General features: G+C 59.8%; 19 protein-coding genes. 11 read left to right on the plus strand and 8 right to left on the minus strand.

All coding sequences use genetic code 11. The features are described 5' to 3' along the window. Positions 1-54 precede the first annotated feature (54 nt). Both ACFQS4_RS09920 and ACFQS4_RS09925 read right to left on the minus strand, forming a co-directional pair. Positions 55-1521: an amidase gene (locus ACFQS4_RS09920; RefSeq protein WP_497901354.1), complete on the minus strand. Its 1467-nt coding sequence runs from the start codon at positions 1519-1521 to the stop codon at positions 55-57. 116 nt (positions 1522-1637) lie between these two features. Continuing rightward, positions 1638-1832: a hypothetical protein gene (locus ACFQS4_RS09925; protein WP_497901355.1), complete on the minus strand. Its 195-nt coding sequence runs from the start codon at positions 1830-1832 to the stop codon at positions 1638-1640. 608 nt (positions 1833-2440) lie between these two features. Between ACFQS4_RS09925 and ACFQS4_RS09930 the strand changes: the two genes are divergently transcribed. From ACFQS4_RS09930 to ACFQS4_RS09940, 3 genes are all read left to right on the plus strand, one after another. Next, a complete protein-coding gene (locus tag ACFQS4_RS09930; protein ID WP_497901356.1) occupies positions 2441-4384 on the plus strand; it encodes an ABC transporter substrate-binding protein in 1944 nt (647 codons plus the stop codon). Positions 4385-4621: 237 nt separating this feature from the next. After that, on the plus strand, positions 4622-5701 hold the full coding sequence (locus ACFQS4_RS09935) for an ABC transporter ATP-binding protein (protein ID WP_497901357.1): 1080 nt from the start codon (positions 4622-4624) through the stop codon (positions 5699-5701). Next, the gene (locus tag ACFQS4_RS09940) at positions 5691-6773 is read left to right on the plus strand and encodes an oligopeptide/dipeptide ABC transporter ATP-binding protein (RefSeq protein WP_497901358.1); all 1083 of its coding nucleotides are present in this window, start codon (positions 5691-5693) and stop codon (positions 6771-6773) included. Before ACFQS4_RS09935 ends, ACFQS4_RS09940 begins: the two co-directional genes overlap by 11 nt. A 269-nt stretch (positions 6774-7042) precedes the next feature. On the opposite strand, the gene ACFQS4_RS09945 is transcribed toward ACFQS4_RS09940, so the two are convergent. Beyond that, a complete protein-coding gene (locus ACFQS4_RS09945) occupies positions 7043-7276 on the minus strand; it encodes a hypothetical protein (RefSeq protein WP_497901359.1) in 234 nt (77 codons plus the stop codon). A gap of 149 nt (positions 7277-7425) precedes the next feature. On the opposite strand from ACFQS4_RS09945, the gene ACFQS4_RS09950 reads away from it, so the two are divergent. From ACFQS4_RS09950 to ACFQS4_RS09960, 3 genes are all read left to right on the plus strand, one after another. Further along, on the plus strand, positions 7426-8445 hold the full coding sequence (locus ACFQS4_RS09950) for an ABC transporter permease (protein WP_497901360.1): 1020 nt from the start codon (positions 7426-7428) through the stop codon (positions 8443-8445). 12 nt (positions 8446-8457) lie between these two features. After that, positions 8458-9504 (plus strand): ABC transporter permease, encoded by a 1047-nt coding sequence (locus tag ACFQS4_RS09955; protein ID WP_497901361.1) that lies wholly within the window; start codon positions 8458-8460, stop codon positions 9502-9504. Positions 9505-9689: 185 nt separating this feature from the next. Beyond that, positions 9690-9929, plus strand: coding sequence for a hypothetical protein (locus ACFQS4_RS09960; protein ID WP_497901362.1), 240 nt, complete (start codon positions 9690-9692; stop codon positions 9927-9929). Between the two features lie 224 nt (positions 9930-10153). On the opposite strand, the gene ACFQS4_RS09965 is transcribed toward ACFQS4_RS09960, so the two are convergent. Next, on the minus strand, positions 10154-11413 hold the full coding sequence (locus tag ACFQS4_RS09965; protein ID WP_497901363.1) for a right-handed parallel beta-helix repeat-containing protein: 1260 nt from the start codon (positions 11411-11413) through the stop codon (positions 10154-10156). A gap of 1078 nt (positions 11414-12491) precedes the next feature. On the opposite strand from ACFQS4_RS09965, the gene ACFQS4_RS09970 reads away from it, so the two are divergent. Beyond that, positions 12492-13640 (plus strand): GNAT family N-acetyltransferase, encoded by a 1149-nt coding sequence (locus tag ACFQS4_RS09970; RefSeq protein WP_497901364.1) that lies wholly within the window; start codon positions 12492-12494, stop codon positions 13638-13640. Between the two features lie 182 nt (positions 13641-13822). On the opposite strand, the gene ACFQS4_RS09975 is transcribed toward ACFQS4_RS09970, so the two are convergent. Next, positions 13823-14794 carry a Gfo/Idh/MocA family protein gene (locus tag ACFQS4_RS09975; RefSeq protein WP_497901365.1) on the minus strand — a complete coding sequence of 324 codons (972 nt, stop codon included), beginning with the start codon at positions 14792-14794 and terminating at the stop codon, positions 13823-13825. Between the two features lie 159 nt (positions 14795-14953). Further along, positions 14954-16780 carry a BNR-4 repeat-containing protein gene (locus ACFQS4_RS09980; protein WP_497901366.1) on the minus strand — a complete coding sequence of 609 codons (1827 nt, stop codon included), beginning with the start codon at positions 16778-16780 and terminating at the stop codon, positions 14954-14956. A gap of 228 nt (positions 16781-17008) precedes the next feature. On the opposite strand from ACFQS4_RS09980, the gene ACFQS4_RS09985 reads away from it, so the two are divergent. The 3 genes from ACFQS4_RS09985 to ACFQS4_RS09995 all read left to right on the plus strand — a co-directional run bounded on the left by ACFQS4_RS09985 (position 17009) and on the right by ACFQS4_RS09995 (position 19954). After that, on the plus strand, positions 17009-17938 hold the full coding sequence (locus ACFQS4_RS09985) for a dihydrodipicolinate synthase family protein (protein ID WP_497901367.1): 930 nt from the start codon (positions 17009-17011) through the stop codon (positions 17936-17938). 89 nt (positions 17939-18027) lie between these two features. Further along, positions 18028-19626, plus strand: a complete 1599-nt coding sequence (locus ACFQS4_RS09990; RefSeq protein WP_497901368.1) for an amidohydrolase — start codon at positions 18028-18030, stop codon at positions 19624-19626. Positions 19627-19819: 193 nt separating this feature from the next. Further along, positions 19820-19954, plus strand: coding sequence for a hypothetical protein (locus ACFQS4_RS09995; protein WP_497901369.1), 135 nt, complete (start codon positions 19820-19822; stop codon positions 19952-19954). Between the two features lie 551 nt (positions 19955-20505). Here the strand turns inward: ACFQS4_RS09995 and ACFQS4_RS10000 are convergent. Continuing rightward, positions 20506-21549: a tyrosine-type recombinase/integrase gene (locus tag ACFQS4_RS10000; protein WP_497901370.1), complete on the minus strand. Its 1044-nt coding sequence runs from the start codon at positions 21547-21549 to the stop codon at positions 20506-20508. Positions 21550-21554: 5 nt separating this feature from the next. Next, positions 21555-21920, minus strand: coding sequence for a DUF5805 domain-containing protein (locus ACFQS4_RS10005; RefSeq protein ID WP_497901371.1), 366 nt, complete (start codon positions 21918-21920; stop codon positions 21555-21557). Between the two features lie 591 nt (positions 21921-22511). On the opposite strand from ACFQS4_RS10005, the gene ACFQS4_RS10010 reads away from it, so the two are divergent. Beyond that, positions 22512-22946 (plus strand): ester cyclase, encoded by a 435-nt coding sequence (locus ACFQS4_RS10010; RefSeq protein WP_497901372.1) that lies wholly within the window; start codon positions 22512-22514, stop codon positions 22944-22946. Positions 22947-23026 lie beyond the last annotated feature (80 nt).

Here is a 23026-nt window from a genome sequence, read left to right on the forward strand (position 1 = left end):
CGTGGCCAGTCGCCAGCGGCCCGTCGTGCCGTGGTACCCGCCTCGCTGGGACTACTATGCCTGCACCGTCGCGTACCAGTCCATCCAGGGCTGGTGGCGTTCGAATGCCGCACTCGCCGTGAGCACGGTTTCGTCGCCGAAGCGCGGGCCGATGAGTTGCATCCCGACCGGGAGTCCGTCCACCAGCCCCGCCGGAATCGACGCGGCGGGGTGACCGGTCATGTTGAACGGCCACGTCAACAGCCAGTCGGCCCGCGAATTGACCGGTTCACCGTCGACACGAACGTCGTCGAGCGAATTGCTTCGGATCGGTGGAATGGACGACGTCGGCGTCACGAGAAGGTCGTATCCCTCGTCTTCGAAGACGGTCTGCACGCCGTCGAACATCGCCGTCCGAACCTGGTTCATCCGGCCGATATCGACGGGGGAGTACCTCCGACCCGCCCGGATTCGATCGCGAAACTCCTCGGGAACGTCGTCGGCGTGTTCGCCGAGGAAGTCGATGCCGCTACGGTCCTCAATCGAGTCGGCAATCTTCGCGGTGAACGCCTGCATCAGTCCGAAACGGGTCCGGTCTCGGAGCGTCTCGAGGGTGTGGCCCATGTCGACGTCGACCTGGTCGACGGTCGCGCCCGCTCGCTCGAACGCGGAGAGTGCGTCTTCGATACAGGCCCGAACCGACTGCGAGACGGGGAACACCCCGAGGTCGGGGCTGTAAGCGATCGACCACTCGTCGATCGGTCGGTCGAGTGCGGAGACGTAATCGGCGTCATCCGCCGGCAAGGCGAACGGATCCTGGGCGTTCGGTCCTGCCGTGACCTCGAGGGCGATCGCGGCGTCTTTGACCGATCGCGTCAGAAAGCCCTTGCAGATGAACGGCGAGTGATACTGGAACGCGTTCGGACGTGCGGATTCCGGGATCCGTCCGAAGGACGGTTTCAATCCGTAGACGCCACACCACGCCGCCGGGATACGGACGGATCCTGCCGCGTCTCCGCCCTGGGCGAACGCGGTTTGTCCGTCAGCGACCGCTGCGGCGCTCCCGCCCGAGGAGCCACCGGCGTTTCGATCGAGATCGAACGGGGTCGCGGTCGGTCCGACGAGCAGATTGTCGGTGAGTGGTTTGTGACCGAACTCGGGCGTGTTGGTCTTGCCGATCACGATCGCCCCGGCGTCCTCGAGTCGGCGAACGAACTCGGCGGTGTGGGTCGCGACGTTGTCAGCGAAGGCTCGACAGCCGAACGTGTGTCGAATCCCCTCGCGGAAGGCCGTGAGATCCTTGAGTGCGACGGGTACCCCGTGGAGCGGACCGACCGACTCGCCGTCCTCGAGCGCCCGTTTCGCCTCTTGGGCCTGCTCGCGGGCGTGATCCGCCGCGACGGTGATGAAGGCGTTGACGTCGTCGTTGCGCGCGTCGATTCGCTCGAGGTGAGCGTCGACGGTCGCCGTTGGACTGACGGTTCCGTTGCGGATGCGTTCTGCGAGTTCCCACGCGGGATCGAAGCGACGATCACTGGCCATAGTCCGCTGAAGAAGGTCTCGGAGGGGGCAAAAGCGTGTTGGTGGCGTCGGCTTCGAGGAATCCACCGATTGTGGTTCCTCGACAGCCGAGTTCACGCCTCGAGGGCCAACACTCCTCAGGTCGACGGCATGTCCTCGGCGACCCAGTCGAAGACCGCCTCTCGACGGGCCCGTGGCGGCGGATCGCTGTGTCCGGCCGCACGGAGCCGGGCCTCGTGATAGTCGAAGCTGTTGATGTCGTAGGGTGTGCGTAGCTCGAGTGCGAGTTTCGTCGCCCCGAGTCCGAGTACTCCGGCCGCGGCACCGACCACGAACCCTCGACGTCCGTTGGGCAACCGTGAACCATTTTTCTCCACGAGTTGCTCGTCATGCTATTCGCTATCTATACTCACGTTGCTCGCCCGGCATGAGTTATAGTCTTCGCCCATTCGTCTTCGGAGCGTCCCGTCGCTTTTGGATATTGGTTCCCTGGATACCTGTCGCTGTCGTCGTCCGATCTCTATTCACGGGCTCGAACGATTCGAGTGATCTCTTTCGATCGATTTTCTGACCCCCTCCAGAACGATGTGGGTGATTGTCGCGAGCGAACGTGGTCGTACATCGAGGCGAAGGATCAGCTCGAGTCGAGCGTATCAATCGCCGACCGCGAACAGCGGATCGAATCAGGATTGCTTTCTGACCGCACCCGTTCGGCACCTCTCGTTCTTCTGTGACCGGCCTCTGACCGACCAGACCTCGGCTACCAGTCGTCTCTGGATTCGCCGCGGCTGGCGGTCGGAACTTGCACGAGATAGTTCCATAACGATTTGGGTAAGTAAAGAGGAACGGCCAGTAAATTCTAGAACCCGGCAAATTTCCCAGGCGAATCCACATACTTCGCGGGGAAAGATTTATCGTACCTGGGGCGAGTGTGGTTCCTATGCCAGACGGTGACAAACCTACAGTGGGCACGCGTAGCAACAGGAATCTGACCAGTCGGCGTCACGTTCTCGCCCTGACGGCGGGTGCGACGGCCGGTCTCGCCGGGTGTACGGGCGGCGACGGTGGTAACGGTGGCAACGGAGGCAACGGAGGCAACGGAGGCAACGGCGGCAACGGAGGAAATGGGGGCAACGGTGAGAACCGGACGCTGACCCGAATTGCCGGCAGTACGCTTCCCGACGAGTACAACTTCAACCCTCTCGGTGAAGAGTTCCCGTCCCGACTGGCCGATTTCACCAATGACCGGCAAACGATCGTCTACAACAACGGGAACGTCGAGACGCCGGCTCTCGAGTCCTGGAACTGGGACCTCGATAGCCTAGTACTCACGAAGACGCTTCGTGACGACCTCGCCTTCTGGAACGGCGACCAGTACACCGCAGAGGACCTGTACACGTGGGAAGAAGTGAATCGGCTGATGTCACCCGACGGAAGCCAGTACGAGAACATCGAACTGGTCGACGACCTGACGATCGAGTACACCTACAAGGAGCCCAAGAATCCTGCGCTCATCGAGACCACCGACCTGGGTGGCGTGAGCGGTAACCTTGACTCCCTCAATGCAGAGACGTGGCAACCCCACCTCGAGGCGCTGCAGGACGCGTCGACGGACGAGGAACGTGATGCGGCCGCAACTGAGGTTCTCGAAAAGAAAATCGATATCGACCAGTACATGAACGAAGGGCTCGGCACGGGGTCGTTCGAACTCGTCGACTGGTCCACACAGGGCGTTACGCTCGAACCCGTCGACCACCACCGCTGGTCCGAAGACATCCAGATCGAACAGTACGAGGAACTCGTCGCTGGGGGTGCCGCACAGGACGAGCTAATATCGAACGAAAAGGTCGACTTCGCGTCCGTCGCGATGGAACAGAAGTACAGGGAAGTACTCCCCGACCACTACCAGGACCTCGCGAAGTACGCCTCGAAGTTCATGTACTCGATGACGATCAACTGGAACCACACCGAGGCACTCCAGGACCGTGCCGTTCGTCGCGCGATAACGGCAGTCATCAACACGCAGGACGTCGTCACGAACTTCGAGACTGGACTGCCAATCGACGTCCACACGGGCATCGAACAGGAGTGGAACAATACGTACCTCGGCGACGACCTGGACAACTTCATCGACTACGCACCCCAGGCATCCGACCACGAACTTGCAGATCAGTTCCTCGAGGCCGGTGGCTACTCGCGCGAAGACGGGACGGTTTACAATCCGGACGGCGAAGAACTCGATCCGATCCTGATGCCCATCGGGACGGATTACTTCTTCAACGTCCCAGGACAGACCGTCCACGCCCAGCTCGAGGAGTACGGCTTCCCCGTCGTGTTCGAGGGCCAGGAGCAGAACCAGGTGACCGAGCGGTTCAACGAAACCATGGACTGGGGGCTCACGCCGTACAGCCACTACGCAGCGGACTACCAGCACCCGGTTGGGTTTTTCCGGTACAATCACTCGTTCGGGCTTCGCCTCGTGTCACAGATCGCAACTGGTGGAACCAGCGCTGCGAACGATACGATCCAGCAGTGGCTCGACGACGGCCGCACGCACTCGCCGTACAACGGGAAGCCGCTCGTTTGGGAAATCCCAACCGAAATCGGTCAACTCGACCTCTCCGGCGACACCGAGGAGATCAACCTGGTCGAAATTGTCGACGAGATCATGGTTACGGACGACGTCGAGTGGACCAACGAACAGATCAAAAAGCTGTGTTGGATGTGGAACTTCCACATGCCGGAAATCGACCTGCTCTACCGCCAATCCGGTCGCTGGGCCAACACGCGTGACTTCGACTGGTCGGTCGACGAGGAGTGGCGGCTCGAAACCAACAACGCGCTGTACCCCCTCATCAAGAACGGCACCGTTGGGTACCCATAACGAACCCGCACGGCCGCTCGGTGAGCGGAATTAGCACCGTCTTCTTTCTCTCCCTCTTTCCTCTTCTCTCACGACTTCTGTCCCACGAAAAGCTATACGTCGGCAAACAGGTTCCTAAAAGCTTATGTGAGAAAACCACCCTCCCTTTGGGTATGGAACGGCTGATGATCGAGTTCTCGGTACGTGACGAACCGAACGTCACTGTAAAGTCGACTGCTCCCGTACAGGTGACTCTCTGTGACCGTACGTGACGGAGTGACGACCTCGCCAAACTCCTGGGGGAGGGAGACACTGATCGAAGTCCGGAACGCATCCGTTACGTTCGACATGGAACGAGGGACGTCGAAAGTGATGGACGACGTGACGATGGATATCCATCGGAACGAAATTCTCGGGATCGTCGGCGAGAGTGGCAGCGGCAAATCCATGTTCGCATCGGCGCTCCTGGACGCAGTCGTCAATCCAGGGAGGTTGACCGGCGAGGTAATCTACCACCCTCCTGACGGCGATCCGTTCGACGTCCGGGACCTCGACGAAGAGGAGCTCCGAAAGTTCCGGTGGGAGGAAGTCTCGATGGTGTTTCAGGGGGCGATGGACTCGTTCAACCCGACGATGTCGATCGGCGGCCACTTCAAGGAGACGCTTCGGGCCCACAACCGCGACGTCGAGGAAGGAATGGCTTACGGCCGCGAGTTGCTCACGGACCTGTATCTCGATCCCGAGCGCGTTCTCGACTCGTATCCACACGAACTGAGTGGCGGTATGCAACAGCGCGCCCTGATCGCGCTCAGTCTGTTGCTCGAGCCCAGCGTCCTGGTGATGGACGAACCGACGGCGGCGCTCGACTTGCTGATGCAGCGTTCGATCACGAATCTGCTGGCGAAACTCCACGACGAGTACGAGATCACGATGATCTTCATCACGCACGATTTGCCGCTCGTCGCGGATCTGGCCGATCGCCTCGCCGTAATGTACGCGTTCCAGTTCGTGGAAGTGGGCCCGTGTTACGACATCCTGAAAGACGCCGCCCATCCCTACACTCGAGCACTGTTGAAGGCCGTCCCGAATCTGTCGTCTGCCCTGGAAGATATGCAACCAATCGAGGGTGACAGTCCAGACCCGGTCAACGTGCCGAAGGGGTGTTCCTATCACATTCGGTGTCCGCTGGCAGACGAGCAGTGTGTGGCGGTCGATCCGGAACTCGAGCCCGTGAGCGCCGACCACGAGGTCGCCTGTTACCACTGGGAGGACGCCCGAGAACAGCTCACCTATACACTGAGCGACCAGGAACAGGAGGTGACGTTCGATGAGCCGTAGTTCCGAACCGGTCGTCACGCTGGACGACGTCGGTGTCGAGTTTTCGGACAGGTCGTTGATGCAGACCCTTCGACGGAAGAAGGCAGAGGTCGTCAGGGCGGTCGATGGGGTTTCCCTCGACATCCACGAGAACGAGGTGATCGTTCTCGTCGGCGAGAGCGGGTGCGGAAAGACCACGCTGGGAAAGACGGCCGTCGGCCTGCAGCGACCCTCTGACGGTTCGGTACGGTACCGCGGACAGGATATCTGGGACGCCAAGGACGGAAGTGGTGACGTAGACATCCCGTTCGCGGACATCCGTCGGTCGCTCCAGATCATCCATCAGGATCCGGGGAGTTCACTGAACCCCAATCGAACCATCCTCAGCAGTCTGTCGGTGCCGCTGAAGAAGTGGTATCCAAACTTGAGCGTCGACGATCGAGAGGAACGGATCTACAAACTGCTCGATTACGTCGGGATGAAACCGGCGTCGTCGTACGCGTCGCGGTATCCCCACCAGCTAAGCGGTGGTGAACAACAACGGGTTGCACTGGGCCGTGCGCTCCTGATGAACCCGGACGTAATTCTGGCCGACGAGGCCGTCAGTGCCCTCGACGTCTCGTTGCGGATAGAGATGATGGACCTCATGCACGACCTGCAACGGGAGGTCAACACGTCCTATCTCTTCATTTCACACGACCTCGCCAACGCGTACTACTTCGCGGAGAAGGTCGGCGGCCGTATCGGGATCATGTACCTCGGAAACCTGGTCGAGATCGGTGACGCCGAGGAGATCATCCGAAATCCGAAACACCCCTACACGAAGATTCTTCGGTGGGCGACGCCGGTCATGGATCCGGACGCGGCGAAAGAAGGGGCGAAGGAACTTCCGATGCGAAAAATCGACATCCCGGACCCGAAACACCCACCGAGCGGGTGCCGGTTCCACACCCGGTGTCCGAAGGCTCGAGAGGTGTGTACGACCCAGGTTCCACAGTTGACGCCAGCCGACGAAAGCGGCCGTTCGGACGTCGCGTGCTTCCGGTCTGAGCGGAACCACGAATACTGGAACAGCGAACCGCTTCCGGAGTGAATCGCGACGACGAACTGGCCGTAGACGCTCATTGCTCGCTCTCGTCTTCTCCGGTGGGGTTACTGACGATACTCGATTCCGGAAACAGTCGACGAGAGGGGTACTCGTACGCTTCCGAGGGTCGACTGGTGAGTGAAAACAGGTAGACGCCATCGGTGTTACCCCTCAATTCAGGTTTGGAATCGCACTGAGGGCGTTCAGAGCTTACAGCGAAGAATCGAACCGGACTTGAAGCCGGTTTGACTCATCGGTCGACGCTCGGCGGAGCACTAATAGTCACGTCTCGTACAGATGACGATCGCGACTGACATGGCGACAGTGAGGACAGCGAGCGTTGCGAGGTTCAGGACGACGATGACATACGTCGCGCTCGCTGGTTCGACGACGGTGAGCGAAACTAGCGAGAACGCGATCAGGACCAGGGCCAGTGAGACGCCGAAGATCAGGTAGAGTTTGTACGTACAGACTTGCTTGCCCAGTTCCGCGGTGAACGATCGCCCCATTACGTAGAGTGTCACCGTCGATTCCCATATAACTGTTCGGGTGTCGGTGAAGTCAATGCAGTTGAAAACAATATCCCCCGTCGAGGGCGTCTCCTTGGCATGATAACACCTGACGCAAAGTTTAATATCGACTAGCGAAATGAGCCAGTATGAACTACTATGCCAGGAGAGTAGGGCAAGCAATTATTACGTTATTTTCTGTAATAACGATAACCTTTATTCTCTATCGTCTTATGCCGGGTGGTCCAATCGAGGTTATGCGAGACGAAATGATACAGACCTCCCTTCAACAGGGCCAGGACGTGAACATCGATCAGATCAACCGAATGATCGAATTGCGAACGAACATCGACCCAGAGCAACCAATTCTCGAAGCCTACGCCGAGTACATGGTCAACATCGTCGTCTACCAGGATTTCGGTGAATCCCTCTGGCGTGGCGAGCCAGTTTTCGATATTCTCTTTCGAGCGATGCCGTGGTCGATCTTCGTGAGTATCTACGGGCTCTTGATCGGATTTAGCGCGAACATCGTCCTGGGCGCGCTCATGGCCTACAAGGAGGGGTCCCGGTTCGACAACGTTGCATCTATCGGTGCGACGTTCCTCAATTCGGTTCCGTACTACGTTGGGGCGATCCTGATGCTCTCGTTTCTCGGCTTCAAGTTCGGCTGGTTCCCGACCAGAGGTCGATACGATCCCTCCACGACGGAGGGGTTCAACATCCCCTTCATGCTGAGCGTATTGCATCACTCTGCACTCCCCATCGCCTCGAGTATCATCGTCGGATTCGGCGGCTCCGCGCTGGCGATGCGGGGGAACTGTATCCGCGTCATGGGGGAGAACTACCTTCGAGTAGCCCGTCTCCGCGGGCTGAGTGACAATCGGATCGCGATCCGGTACGTCGGCAGAAACGCAATTTTGCCCCTGTACACGAGCTTCATGATTGGTATCGCCGCGATTTTCAGCAGTTCGATCATCATGGAACAGATCTATACGTATCCCGGAATCGGATGGTACACCTACGAAGCGCTTTCACAGCATGATTATCCGCTCTTGATGGGGCTGCTCATATTCTTCTCGACGATCACCATCACCGGAATCATGATCGCTGACCTGACGTACGGGTTGATCGATCCACGGGCCGGAACGAACGACAAAGAGTCATACTGAGCTGATTTCAAGATGAAACACAACGAACGAACGGCTGACGACGGGGCGAACGAAGCGAGGACTGACGGCGGGTCGACGCCGGACTTCCTGACCAACATGTCCCAGTCATCGATGTCGACGATGTCGAAACGCGAAAGGTACTCACGGGCGATCGACCGCTACTTCCTAACGCAGGCCCGAATCGCCTGGACCGACTGGCGAACCCGGTTTGGAATCGTCGTGCTGGGACTGTTCGTCTTCACCGGAACGGTGGGCGTTTACCTCGTCCCAGAACCGTCGATCAACGAGGCGGAGACGTACATGACCTGGTTCCAGTCGACGGAATACCCTCTTGGCACCGACAATATGGGTCGACCGATCCACAAACAGCTCGTCCACGCCACGCCTGCCGTGCTCAAAATGGGGCTCGCAGGGGCGATTTTCGCCGCAGGCGTCGCGGTCGTCGTCGGGACGGTCGCGGGATACAAGGGTGGGATCGTCGATTACGTCCTGATGCTCATCTCGGACATCCTCATGGTCATTCCCGGGCTTCCGCTAGTCGTCGTCCTGGCGGCCATCTACCAGCCGCGGGATCCATTCGCCGTCGGCGTGATCCTCGCGATCGACAGTTGGCCCGGACTAGCACGGACGATTCGATCGCAGGTTCTGACGCTTCGCGAGGCGTCATACGTCGAAGCCGTCCGCTCGATGGGCGTCTCGACGCGCTCGATCCTCCGAAACGACATTATCCCACAGCTCATGCCGTACGTACTGATCAACTCCGCACAGGCCGCTCGAGGCGTGATCTTCGCTTCCGTCGCGCTGTACTTCCTCGGGTTCCTTCCCTACTCGGAGACGAACTGGGGGACCATGATGAACGACGCGTACGCGACTGGAGGCGCCCTCTCGAACCCCGAGCGGGCCGCACACTGGTTGTACCCGCCGATGGCGGCACTCATACTGCTCTCGTTCGCACTGGTGTTGCTCTCGCAGGGACTGGACAAGGTGTTCAACCCCCGCCTCAGGGCTCGCCACTCCAAGACCGTCGACGATAGTGAGGACGTCACGAACCGAAACTGATCGGTTACTATACTCTTCGTTTTCGTCTTCCTTTTGGTCTTCCCCATCGTCTTCGTCTGCAGGTCCCAACCCTAATCACGGGCTCAAAACCGAGTCTTCCGCTCCGGCCACCTGTATTCCCTCGAGCGCACTCTGGGGAGGTGAAGGTTTATGCAGTTGTCCTCCGAAGGTCGGAGTAACTCACAATGTCCGCGAAGCTGTCCGAAGATTCACAGGGCGTATCGTCACGGATCGACCAGTCGGTCCAATCGTTGCTCGAGCAGCCACTGGCACTGAGTCTGCTGTTTGGCTTCGGTTTGCTCCTGGTCGGAGCGGTTCGAGGAGACGGTACCGTCGCCGGAATGCTCGGGATCTACGGTGCGACGGTCATTCTCGTTTCGGTGGGCCTCTACGTCGTTTTGGCCGTGATACGGCGCGGTCAGTGAGCCACAGACATTTCAACAGTCCATATTTCGAGGATTCTTCTCCCCAAACAAGATGTTCGACTGCATCGTCCGTCGAACAGTCACCGAGCGTATCGTAGGGGAAAGATAGCGAGACTACTACGACCAGTATACGCCCGACCACTCGACGGTAGGTCCCTTCAAAGTGATCGGTCTCTCTCGAGTGCAGCCGGAGAGAACGTGGCGAAAGTACGGTCGGGCGACCGTCAGTTGGTATCTCGGTCTTCGCGTGCCTGTTGTGGTCTCCACGCCGTTCCGGGCGTTCCGAGTTCTGCCGTGAAAACGAACTTTCCGAAGACGTTGTTGTACGCGGTGATCGAGGTATACTGGTCGGTCCACTGGCGGATCGCCGCGCCACCGTCACCAGTCCCTTCGTCCGCACTGAACGGCGGAGCGCGGTCGGTGAAGAACCAGTTGTTCCGGATCGTAGCTCGCTCCCGCGGCACGCCACGGATGACGATCGCCGGCTGTGGAGCGTCGGAGACAACGGCCTTCTCCGACAGGACGACGTTGTTCTCAATGTTCATGCGCACGCCCGCCTGTGGTTCGTCCATATCGTCGACCTCGCCTCCGTGGGCGTCGATCGGTGCCAACTGTGTCCGCGGGCCAAAGAGGTTGTTCCGGACCGTGTAGTTCATCGGCACGTCACCGCCCACGCCGGCGATGGAACGACGATTGTTATCGAAATAGTTGTACTCGATAAGCGGATCGCCGCCGTAGACGTTGATGCCGTACCCGAGTGATGGCGATGGATTGTCGACGAACTCGTTGTGGTGAATGTAGACCCCTTCACACTCGTACTCACCCCACATTCCGACCCGAATGCCGGCGTACGTGAACCCGGAGAACTGGCAGTTGTCCACCTCGACGTCGTCAGTGTCGTCGATCAGGAGTCCGTAGGTGATTCCGACGTCGTAGATACTGTCGATTCCCTTGTCCTCGTAGTCCCAGTGCTCGTGTTCGGGCCCGGACAGTCGAAGCCCGGTGAGTCGAACGTCGTCACCGCCAGTACTGATGAACGCATTAAACCCGTTCTCGTCCTGGGAGAGGAGCGCCCCTTCCGACCCGTCTTGCCCACGGTCGGACGCGAGCGTCACGCCGCCAGGGAGCGTGATAGAGACGCCGGTCATATCGATCTCGGCGTCTCCCTCGACCCAGATGATCTCTCCGGCAGTCGAATCGCCGGCTGCCGTCTCGAGTTCGTCCGCATCGGAAACGACGTATTCGGCCAGGTCTCGGGTGACTTTCCCGCCGTGAGGATACGCTTCAGCACCCTCGAACTCGTCGGGATCGTACGCCTCACCGCCGCCGAGTTCCGGGTTGAACGGCCGCCGGACGGTTTCGTCGTCGAGCTCGAGAATCTCGTCGGTCGACAGGCGAGCGAGGTCGCCCGCCGTTTGAATTCGATTGGTCGATTCGGATGGAGACTGGCTACTGATGTCAAGCGAGTCTGCACCGGTCTTCATCGAACCGGCCGCCAGGACACCGCTTGCGATTCCAACGGATGAAAGATACGATCGTCTGTTCATGTGAGTGCCACACACGATAATGTGACGCAGTGGCACATAACATTCACGTAAAAATTACGTTCGTTAGATGTTGAAATTATTAATCGCTACCTTCTCTGTGATGATACGTTGTTCGTCTCGAAAGTCAATGAGTTAATTCCCGAGATGAGAGTGTCCGGTTGCTCCGACCCGACCTTGTGAGGGGTAGCCTCCAAAGCCAGATTGCTTGGTTCGTGTGGGCACCTCGAATGCCGCGAGTGTCAACAATCGTTTGGAATTGCTAAACGCACGGCGTAGACGGCTTCTTCGATGGATGTGTGGCCGCTCGGAACCGTTTCCCCAGCCAGGGAGGCACATCATTGTACATATTTGTTTCGAATAATCAAACCTGTGGGATACGTCGGTTCTGGTTCGATTCCTTTTTATTTAATCGTCAGGATACCAACCACATCCGCTCCCTTCGTGTGACATACATAATGTTGTAAGCCCCGAGGTGGATGTAACTGAGTGTACCTGTGGAGCGACTGCTCGTCCGCCAGCAGGCCGGTCGATAGTCGACTATCGCCGCAGCAGTCCGGTTTCGGACGTTCGTTTGACCTACCCAAACGAATTGCTGCACGCAACGGATTCGTGTGCACCGTCTCGAGTCCTGCTCGGGTCTGTCTCGGTGGAACGAATGGTTTCTCTGACGAGGAAGGACCATTGCACGCTGGTCGATAGCAGTACGGCGTGTGCATCGACCGACGCTATTACCACACCACTAGAGGTCGATTCGGCCCCGTCGCCTGATCGAACTCGAGTCAATCAGTGGACCAACCGGCCCTCGTCAGACCAGGAACTAACTGGCGTAGTGGTCGTTTTCGGACGGTACCCCTCCGGGAGGACACGACTTCACAGACGGCAATCCGAATGCAATCGTCGGGTACATCGCTCGCCGTTTACTCGACCGAAACGATACGGCCCCGTCCTCGTCGGGTACCGTTCGTGGATATCTATCACCGAAATTGTGTTGTAGGCGTGGTGAGTAGGTGCTTCCGTGACTCCAGCTATCGAGGGGCCGCGGCTCATTCGGCCGGGCGAGTTCCGGGAGACGATGACGCTCACGGAACGATGTTTCGGCTTCGAACGCGGTGGTCTCGAACGGCGAATGCCCCACTGCTTCGATGAAACACGGCCGAACCGACACGCGGTCGTCACCTGCGACGGCGACATCGTGAGCCACGTGGCCTGTGTTCCGGCGGAACTTCGTGCCGGATCCGCGACCGTCGCGTGCTACGGCATCGCTGGCGTCGCGACGGACCCGGACCACCGCGGAAACGGGTACATGACCCAGCTCCTCGAGTTCTGGCTCGACCGCCTCGATTCACAGGACGTCCCCCTCGCGGAACTCGAGGGCGACCGACTCGGCTACGGGCGATTCGGCTGGGAGAACGCCGGCCGAGAGGACCGGTACCGGATCACGCGTCGATCGTTCACTGCTGATCCCGCCGGTTCCGCAGACATCCGCCAGTATCGACGTCGGACGGATCTCGAACTGATCACGGATATCCACGAGCGCGAACGGTACCGGATAACCCGCACCGACCGTGGATACGAGCGGTTGCTCGGCCAGCGCGACCTCGAGATACTCGTCTACGACGGAGATCGACCAGCGTACCTCGCCTATCGCGGGACCGACCCCGCGTCCGTCCTCGAATTCGGCGGCTCGCGCGAGGGCGTCACGACACTGTTCGGATCCGTCCTCGAGACGGAGGCCGAACTGGAGGTGTTCACCCATCCCCACCATCCGCTCGTCCCGTCGTTCTGTGACCTGGCAATCGACTGGGAGACGCGCCCGCATCGAAAACTGAATATCCTCGACCTGCTCGCGACGCTCGAGGCGTACGAACCGCTGCTCGCGGAGCGATGGGCGACCGTCGACGACGACTTCGGGTGTCCATCCGGGGCGGTGACGCTGGCCGTAGAGGGACTCGAGACGACAGACGCCGTGACGGTCGCCTACGACGCGACCGGCGTTCACGTCGAGCGAACGACGCGAGAGCCGGATGTCGTCCTGGACCGGCGGACGATGACCCGCCTCCTGTTTGGCTCGCCCGACGCGTGCTGGCCGATCAGGCGCTCGCGGCCGTTTCTGCGAGCGGTCCTCCCTCTGGAGTACTACTTCTGGCAGACCGAGACGATCTGAGTGGTCGGCGAGCACTCGAGTCACCGGGTCATCGAGCGGCCTTCGCCGTGATTGTCGAGCCGCCTACGCTACGATAAAAAACCGCTCACGCACTCGAGTTCTATCTCGATAACCGATTCAAAACGCTACACGTCGAACGAAAAACCCACACGTCGATCCGTCGATGGGCCTGTTCGCTCCGCTCAGGATCGAGGCGTCTCACCAACGATGGCCGGTTCGCCCGACTCGGCGGCGTCGATGACGGTCCAGTTGAGTGACAGCGTCCGAACAGCGTCCGCGTAATCTGAACGGACGTGTGCGGGGTCGTTTCGATCGACGGCCTCGAGGAAGTTTGTCACCTCCTGTCCGTATCGATCGGTCGGGAGTTCGAAGTGGACCGACTCCTCGCCGACCGTACCGGTGAGCTCCTGTGTCGTGTAATCCAAGTGTAAATGGACATCCTCGCCGACGATATTCAACTCGGCCGTCCACTCCGGCGACGTCACTGCCGAGGAGACGGTGCTGATGACGCCGTTCTCGTGTTCCAGTGTCGCCGTCGTGGCGTCCGGGTAGTCGATCTCCGGGGTTCCGATCCGATCCGTACTCGCAGCCGTTACGCGCTCGATGTCGCCGCCGAGATACCGAACCAGGTCGTAGATGTGAGTCGTCCGGGTGACGATTTCGCCACCGGAGAGTTCGAGTTCGTTCCCCCACGGACTCGCGAGCAGGCTGCTCCAGTAGCGGCCGGTGAGCATCGCAATCTCCCGGCCTTCGAGCAACTCGAGGGCCTTCTCCGTGATCTCGTCGTACCTGAAGACGTAGCCAGTTCCGGTAACGATCCCGGCGTCCTCGATCGCCGCCTGCGTCTCTCGCCCCTGTTCGGGTTTCAGGGCGACCGGCTTCTCGACGAAAACGGCGATTCCGTGTTCCGCGGCGAGGGTCACCTGGTCGTCGTACGCAAACGGGGGGATCGCAATGAACACCGCGTCGAGGGACTCCTCCTCGTAGAGGGTTTCGTGCTCGGTGTACACCGACGCGTTGCGAGGCTCTGCGGCTTCTCGAGCGGCGTCCTCGTCGATGTCACAGATTGCCGTGATGCTCGCGTCACTACTGGCGTCGACTTTCTCCATCAGCGTGGCGGCCATCTTGCCAGCTCCAATGAATCCTACGTCCATACGTCGTTCACCGAGGTAATCCTCTTGTAGGCTTCGATATCAGTACCCACAGTGACAGGATTCGGCGCGCCGGGACCGTAAGTTCGACGTTCGAATTGGGCGAGAGCGACAGTTCTCGAGGTGGCCGCGGTAACGTTCTCGAGGTGGTCGCTGCAGTGACTACTCCGCGAGCGCCCGCAACTCCGCCGTCGAGAGCGGTCGGTTGTAGAGTCGGACGTCCGTCGCGGTTCCGTCGTAGCCGTGATCGAAGAGGTACTCACCCTTCAATAGCGTCCAGCTGGCCCAGTCGGTCTCGAACTCGAGTGGTCCGTCGAAGCGACCCTCGTCGATCACCTCACCGTCAACGGCGAGTGCGAGGCGGTCCCGCCCGTCCCAGACGCCCGCTACGTGATGGGACTCGTTTGCCGCAACGTCTGTCCACGCGACTGTACACTCCTTTCTCGGGCCGCGCAGTGAGAATTCGATCGCCGATTTTCCCGTGAGACCAACTCCAAGCGTGACCGCACCGCCGAAGTTCGCGAGTACCTGCGGCCTCGTTACGTCTCGCGGTTCGATGCGCGCAGCGACGGAGATTCCGCCGGCGAACGTGGCGGCGTCGTAGCGGTCGAATCCGAGATCGACGCCGTGTGACCCATCGCCCTCGAGTTTCGACCCGATTAGCTGGTCGGCGGGCAGCCCGCGGAGGACGGTCTGTGCCGTGTCCATGTGTTTGTACGAGCCCGTCGTCCAGAGAACTGGCACCTCCTCGCCGGCGTTTCGCGGGACGACTGGTCTGATGGCACAGCCGACCGGCCGTTTCGTCATCGTCATCTCCGCCCACGTCTCACCACCGGTATCGGTCTCGAACCGCCGGAGTTCACACTGGTCGCCTCGAGAGACGCAGCCGTAGACGACGCTCGGATCGTCGCGATCGATCGAGAGCCCGCCGGAGTAGTGCAACTCGATCGGCCGTCTGGCGATGTAGCGGCCCGCGTCCGCGAGGTGGTGATCGCACCACTGGTCGCCGTCCCACCGCGCGTACCGGTATTCGTGAGCGAGCGTCGATGGAAACGTCGCGTACGCAACGACCGGGTTGCCATCGTCGTCGACCGCACTGTCCCAGACCCAGGCGTAATGGTTGCCCGCTGCGGTGGAGTCGTAGACGACCTCGAGGTCTGACTTCGTCATCGGTAGGTCGTCAGTGCCAGCGATTTGCGACCCGTCAGCGGCGTGGAAGCGTCCGTTGCGAAACTGGGCGTACATTACGTTCCACTTGGGGGCATCGCCACCGCGCTCGGCGTCGGTGAAGAAGAAGTGAATCGCGTCGTCTCCGCGAGCGGGAACGAAGTACATCGAGTAGTGGCCCTCCGGGGGGACGGCAATTCGCGTCTGGTCGCTCCAGGTCAGCCCGTCGTCTTCGGAAACCCGGTAGTAGAGGTTGCCGTCACCCATGTAGCCGTACTTGTCGTTCGTCACGTCGCGCGTGTATGTTCGATCCCGGTAGAACAGGTATAGCGTCTCCGGATCGTCGGGCGACCGAACCGGGTTCGGATACGTGACGCTTTCCTGTTCGATCTGCCGGGTCGGACCGAACGCCGACACGCTCTCGGGATCGCAGGAGACGGCGTAGTGCAGCGCGTCACCGTTGTGGCCTGCCCAGAACAGCAGAATCCGGCCGTCGTTACGGACGATAAGCGACGGGTTCGTGTGGTCGTCGTCGGAGAACGATTCGTCGACGACGGTCGTCGAAAACGACCGCGTCTCGTGGTCGTAGGCTGCGGCGACGATATCCCGCCCGGTCGGGCCGCCGAGGTAGCAGACGTACGTTCGCTCCCGATCACCGACGTGTCTAACCGCCCGCGGGTTCGTAAACCAGATCCAACGGGCGTCGATTCCGTAGTTACCGTGGTTGCCCTCGAGCGACCGGTCTCGAACGATACCGTCGGGCGATCGCTCGCCCGACCAGTGTCCGAGGAGCCCGCGCGAGAGCGAGGTCTCGTCTCTCATTTCACTTCTATGGAACTCACTCACGTAGTACGGGTTATACGTTTCCCCGTAACCGAAAACGCGTCTCGAGCGCGAACGAATCTTCATGGCCAGTGAGGACGAATCTCCTGGAACAGTGGGCCACGGAGACTATGTCACCTGTCGGTTGCACCGAGTCGACACTCGTACGCAGGAGTGGGGTGACCGGAAATATAATGGTCCAACACCCGAATGATACCGACAGCGATCATGGATTACGACGCACTGCGGGAGAACCTTCGATCAGTTGCCTTCACGATACCGACGCCGTTCAGCGAGGACGGTGAGGACGTCCTCGAGACACGGATTGCCGATAACGTACGGACGCTGTACAATGAGGGCGCTCGGGTCTTCATCCCCTGCGGGAACACGGGCGAGTACTACTCGCTGTCACAGACCGAACGAATCGACGTCGTCAGTGCGACGGTTGACGCGCTGCCTGACGACGCCACGGTCGTCGGCGGGGCCGGTGGCAGCACGAAGAACGCGACCGAACTCCTCGAGTACTACGCCGCCGCGGGGGCCGACGCCGCGATGATCATGTATCCGCGTCACACCTACGTTCATCGGAAGGGACTGATCGAGTACTACCGCACGCTCGCGGAGGCGACCGATCTCGGACTCGTCGTCTACAAGCGCGGTTCGCTGCTCGACGAGACGGTGCTCGAGGAACTCTCGACCATCGAGAACGTCGTCGCCGTCAAGTACGCCGTCAACGACGTCAAGGAGTTCTCCCGATTAGTCGAGACCGTCTCGGGTGAGGTGGAGTGGCTCAACGGTGTCGCCGAGCGCTACGCGCTCGCCTACGCGATTGAGGGTGCGAACGGCTTCACGACGGGAATCGGGAACTTCATCCCGCGCCCCGTCCTCGAGCTGTCGGATGCACTCACCGACCGCGACTGGGCGCGTGCGAAGGAGATCCGTGACGCTCTGCGGTCCTACGAGGACTTGCGCGAGGAGGCAGGCGGCGGCCCCGCGTTCGGATCCGCGAAGAACGTTCCCGTCGTCAAGTACGGTACGGACTTGCAGGGAATGCACGGCGGTACCATCCGCGAACCGCTCGTCGAACTCTCGGCCGAGGACCGTGGCCGCGTCGAGTCGTTCCTCGAGAACCTCGAGCGCGACGGACTCCTGTCCTGAACGGATGCAGGCGGGCTATCACTCGTCTCCCAGGGCGTCGAATCCGTCTCTAACGATACGTATTACTGTCCTCGGTTCGAGTCCCAGATATGACCGCCGAGTCGCTGCTGTTAGACGGTGGGACCGTCCACACCCTCGACGACGATCGGACGACGTCGAACGCCATCAGGTTTCGAAACGGCCGGGTCGACGCCCTGGGAGCCGAGGCTCGAGACGCATCGGATTCGAACGCCGACACCTTCGACCTCGACGGGTGTGTCGTTCTCCCCGGGTTCAACGACGCACACACCCACATTCCGTCGGTCGGAATGACGTTACACGAGACGGATCTCGAAGCGGTCGAACGTCGGTCGGACGCGCTCGGCCTCCTGGCGGAAAACGCTGCGGGCACCGACCCCGGCGACTGGGTGCTCGGCTTCGGATACGACGAGAGCACCTGGCCGGTCGGGGACCGCGAGTACCTCACGCGGGCCGATCTCGATGCTATCAGCAACGACCATCCGATCGCCGCTCAACGAGTTGATGGCCACACGATTTCGCTCAACACGGTTGGTCTGGAACGCGTCGACTTCAAGGGCGTCGAGAGCGACCTTCGACGGGACGCCGACGGCGACCTGACCGGCGTCGTCGTCGAGGACGCGGTGATCCGAGTCCAAGAGGCGACGTATCCGGACCGCGAGAAGGCGCGAACGATCCTAGACCTCGGCGTTCGACAGGCGAACGAACTCGGACTGACGTCGATCCAGGACATGGTCGGGATGACGACGCCACCCGGTGCGGGCGATTCGATTCACGCCGCCTTCCACGACGCGTGGCGCGAGAACGACCTCCCGATCCGCCTGGGCTACTACGTTCACGTCGACCACGTCGACGAACTTTCGACGCTGGAACTTGCCAGCGGCTTTGGCGACGACCGACTTCGGATACTCGGTCTGAAGGTGTTCGCGGACGGGTCAATCGGTTCTCGAACGGCGAAACTGACGGGCGAGTTCGCCGACGACCCCGGCAACGACGGTCAGTTCGTGATCGACCCGGACCACCTCGAATCGGCCTTCGCAACCGCCGCTCGAGCCAATCAACAGATCGCGACCCACGCAATCGGCGACGAAGCGATCGACGTCGTCCTCGACGCCTACGAGGGGGTTCTCGCCGACTACGACGTCTCAGACCCACGATTGCGGATCGAACACGTCGAACTCGCGACCGACGAACAGATCGAGCGGATGGCCGACCTTGACGTCGTCGCGAGTATGCAACCGAACTTCCTGCAGTGGTCCGCATCGGGCGGACTCTACGAGGCGCGCCTCGGCGAACGCTGGTTGCGCGAGAACAATCGCTTCCGGTCGATCCAGGATGCTGGCGTCTCGCTCGCGTTCGGCAGCGACAAGATGCCGTTTGGACCGCTGTACGGGATACACTGCGCGGTGAACGCACCCCACCCAACTCAGCGACTCTCCGTCGACGACGCGATTCGTGCGTACACCCGCGGTGGAGCCTACGCCGAGTTCGAAGAAGGCCGGAAGGGAACGCTCGAGCCAGGGATGCTTGCCGACGCGGTGATCCTCGACCGAGATCCGTACGAACATCCCCAGGAGATCGCTGATTTCGACGTCCTGGCGACAATAGTTGGTGGGGAATTCGTTTACAGGGCTGACGGACAGAACCGCCTCGAGCGATCGGGTGCGTAACGGCGGACTCGAGCATTGGACTCTCTGATGGGGTTCTGACATTCGAAGCGCCACGTATACTGATCTCCTAGAGAGCAACGATGACACAACGATCGTGATCATCAAACTCGAGACATTCTCGTTATCCTTGATATAGTTAACAGCCTGCAGTCATCTGTAAACAGTATCTGGTATTGGGTACGAGCGCAATACCATGGAGCCAGAGCTGATTCTAGATATCGAAGGAACTGACATCGAAGAATCGATCCAGACCCTGTTCCTTCCATCGGCCATCCGAAAATCCGGTCTCGACGATACCGTGATTCTGGAGGACGGCTACGAATATTGACTCTCCCACTTTCAACTCCGATTGAGAAATCACCTCGAGGACGGCGACTGAACCTGCTCGAAACCGGATGGGCAGTCGGGCGAGCGGTCACGAGTGTCTTGCACTAATAGTGAACTACCAACTTACACGAATACCGAACCAATAACTTGAATGATGTGATTCAACGTGAGGTGCTAAACGAGACAGTGGCTGTTCGGGAATCCGTAAGAGGGAGAACATCGTGATCAATTGAAGACTAGATAGCAATACCAACTCTACAACCTGCTCGCCTCTCAGACCTGCCTAACGAGTGCTCCGCCAAGCGTTGACCGATGAGACGAACCGGACACGGGGTATAGTTCGACTCATTACGTCTGGCTCGACAGAGCACCAGCCGCTGTAGACACACTCATCACGTAACTGAACTCGCTTCATCGGCACGATCTCCGACTGCTCAGAGAACGCGTAGCCGCTCAATTGAGTGCGGATGAAGCTCAAGCGTGTATTTTAGCATTCAACAACGACAGTGCAGATTCAATATAGCGACATATGATTCATTTGGGCCTGGGCGGTCATTCCTGTAAACGAAAGATATTGTTTCGGTAGGGTGCCTCGACAAGTTCCTCCCAGTTGTGAGTGTACCTGTCCATCACGTCGCCAACGTCGCCTCTGACGTACTTGACGACGTACGCATCCCCCAGACGGTTGCGCATTTCCGTGGTGAAGAAGTGACGGAAATAGTGCGGCGTGACGTTCTCTTCCGGCCCCGCACCTTCAGCGTACCATCCCCACCCTTCGGCTACCGAACGGACGTGAGATCGCACGGCGTCACTCGTCAACCGTTCGCCGTAATCCCTCGAGAGGCTCACGAACAACGGGTCGGCGTCCGAGATCGGGTCGGGCCGGACGGCCAACCACCGCACGAGTGCGTCCCGCAACTCCTCGTCGATCGGGATTCGGGTGTCTCGGTGGCGTTTGTTCCCGTCGACGCGCTTCTCGTCGTTCACGACGTCTCCAACGCCGACGGTGCTGCTCACGAATAGCGTATCCGGGTGGTCGCGGATCGCCGCTCGAACCGGCTTCGAACGATGGTCTCGAACGGCGGCGTGGTCGAGGTGGACGTCACGCAGGTCGAGGTTGCACGCTTCACCGGCCCGCATTCCGGTCTTCACCAGCAACGTTACGAGCGCTCGTCTGAGAGGATGTTCGATGTCATCGACGAACTCGCCCATCTGTTGGACGGTTACTTGGCGGCGCGTCGGCGAAGAATCGCCCTTCTCGCTCATCTCTTCCATGACGACCACCATGGGATTGGCGTCGAACGTGCCGACCTGGGCCATGTAGCCGTAAAATCGGTTGAGGTGGACAGCCTTCGTCCGGATCGAACCGGGAGCGTAGCCGTCGTCGCGCAATCCCTGGATCCATCGCAAGCAGTCGAGGCGGTCAGCGCTGTCGAGCGTTTCTTGCCCGAGGTGGTCGTCGAACTGCCGAAGCGTCGTCTCGTAATCGTTGACCGTCGTTTCCGACCGCCCGTACAGCTCCATCTCCTCGACGAACGTCGCGATCGGGTCCGTCGTAGCGTCGGCCGATGCTCGCGTGAGGTCTCTTCCTGCCATCTCGGTCACCGGCTAAGGACGAACCCGCCATCCTGGACGGAGTAATCGATGTCACCGGCGTCGTTCAGTCGCTCGAGTGCGGCCGTCGTGGATTGCTCGACCTCGCCGGTCAGTCCATCGACGATTTCGTCGGTTGGGAGAGAACCAGTCTGGCCGAGGTGGGTGAGGATACGCTGTTCGATCAGATCGTCTAGAGTGGTGTCTTCGTCCCCTGCACCCTGGGGGTCGAGGCCGAAATCCCGCCGTCCAGCGTTGATCATCGCACGGATGTACGCCGCTCGAGAGCCGAACCCCATCTGTTCGGCCTCCTCGTCGTATAGCTCGAGTTGGTACTCGGGGACGTCGACATTGAGGGATCGCTTGTTCTGCATCGTCTCACTGACCAGGACTCGTGACAGTCACTTAATGATGGTGGTTGAGGACAGCTTATGCGCCTAATCCGTCTAAAACCACCCAATATACCGGCAAGGTATGTGCTGATTGGTTCCTATTGGACAGTTTAGTGGAGTAAGATGATTTTTCAGTGGGTGAATTTGCGTCGTTCTGACGGCCGTCCAGTTCAGGAGGTAGTGTTGAGTACCCATCACGAGTATCGCTAATTCGCCGAGAAATGATTTCGCCTGGTTCCACTGACCTTAGAGCCCTCGAGTGCACAAAAGAGGACCAGACGGCGTGCAATTGGTATGCGCATTGTCTTTTACATACCTTGTTCACCTCTGCTTCTCCTCTACAACGGCGTGCAAGGTCCAGAGTCGGTATTCAACACGAGCCACTCAAGGACCATTCGATTGGCCAACAGCTTGCATCGAATTTGTTTTCGAAGAAGGCTCCTCGGCCGAAGACTCCAGAAACACTGAGAAAATTGTTAACGCAGTTCACGGCGTAACGTCCACTTGCGTTAGATATCGGGCATCGAGGAGCGCGAGGGTCCGAGTCGAGCGTACAGACGTGCGAGGGAGACTATGGCATCAGCATCGACAACCAGGGCAAACAAAGAGATCGTTCGTCGATTCGCGAACGAGTTCGTTAACGAGAGCAACTACGACACAGCCAGAGAGTTTCTGGACGCGGATATCGTCGATTACACTCCATTGGGCGAAACAACGGGCCGAGAGGCTGTCGTGGAAACCACGAAGGAACTACGGACGGCGTTTCCCGACTTCGTCGTCACTCCGGAAGAGACCGTCGCGGAAAAAGACACGGTCGTCGTCCGGATGACACAGCGGGGAACACACGAGGGAGTGTTCATGGGACACGAACCGACCGGGAACGCGTTCGAGATCGAGGCAATGGCGTTTTTGCGACTCGAAGACGGAAAGATAGCGGAGCGTCGAGTCAGGCCCGACGTACTCGGGATACTCCGACAGTTGGGGGTCACAACACTGCCAACCGCATAATCCGGGCTACCGTGACGCCCATTGTTTTTTCAGTTTTCTGGTTGTAGATCCGTGTTCAGGCCAACATACAGCCGTATCTA

Source organism: Saliphagus sp. GCM10025317, from assembly GCF_042663665.1.
In the GTDB taxonomy this organism is placed as follows: Archaea; Halobacteriota; Halobacteria; order Halobacteriales; family Natrialbaceae; genus Natronosalvus.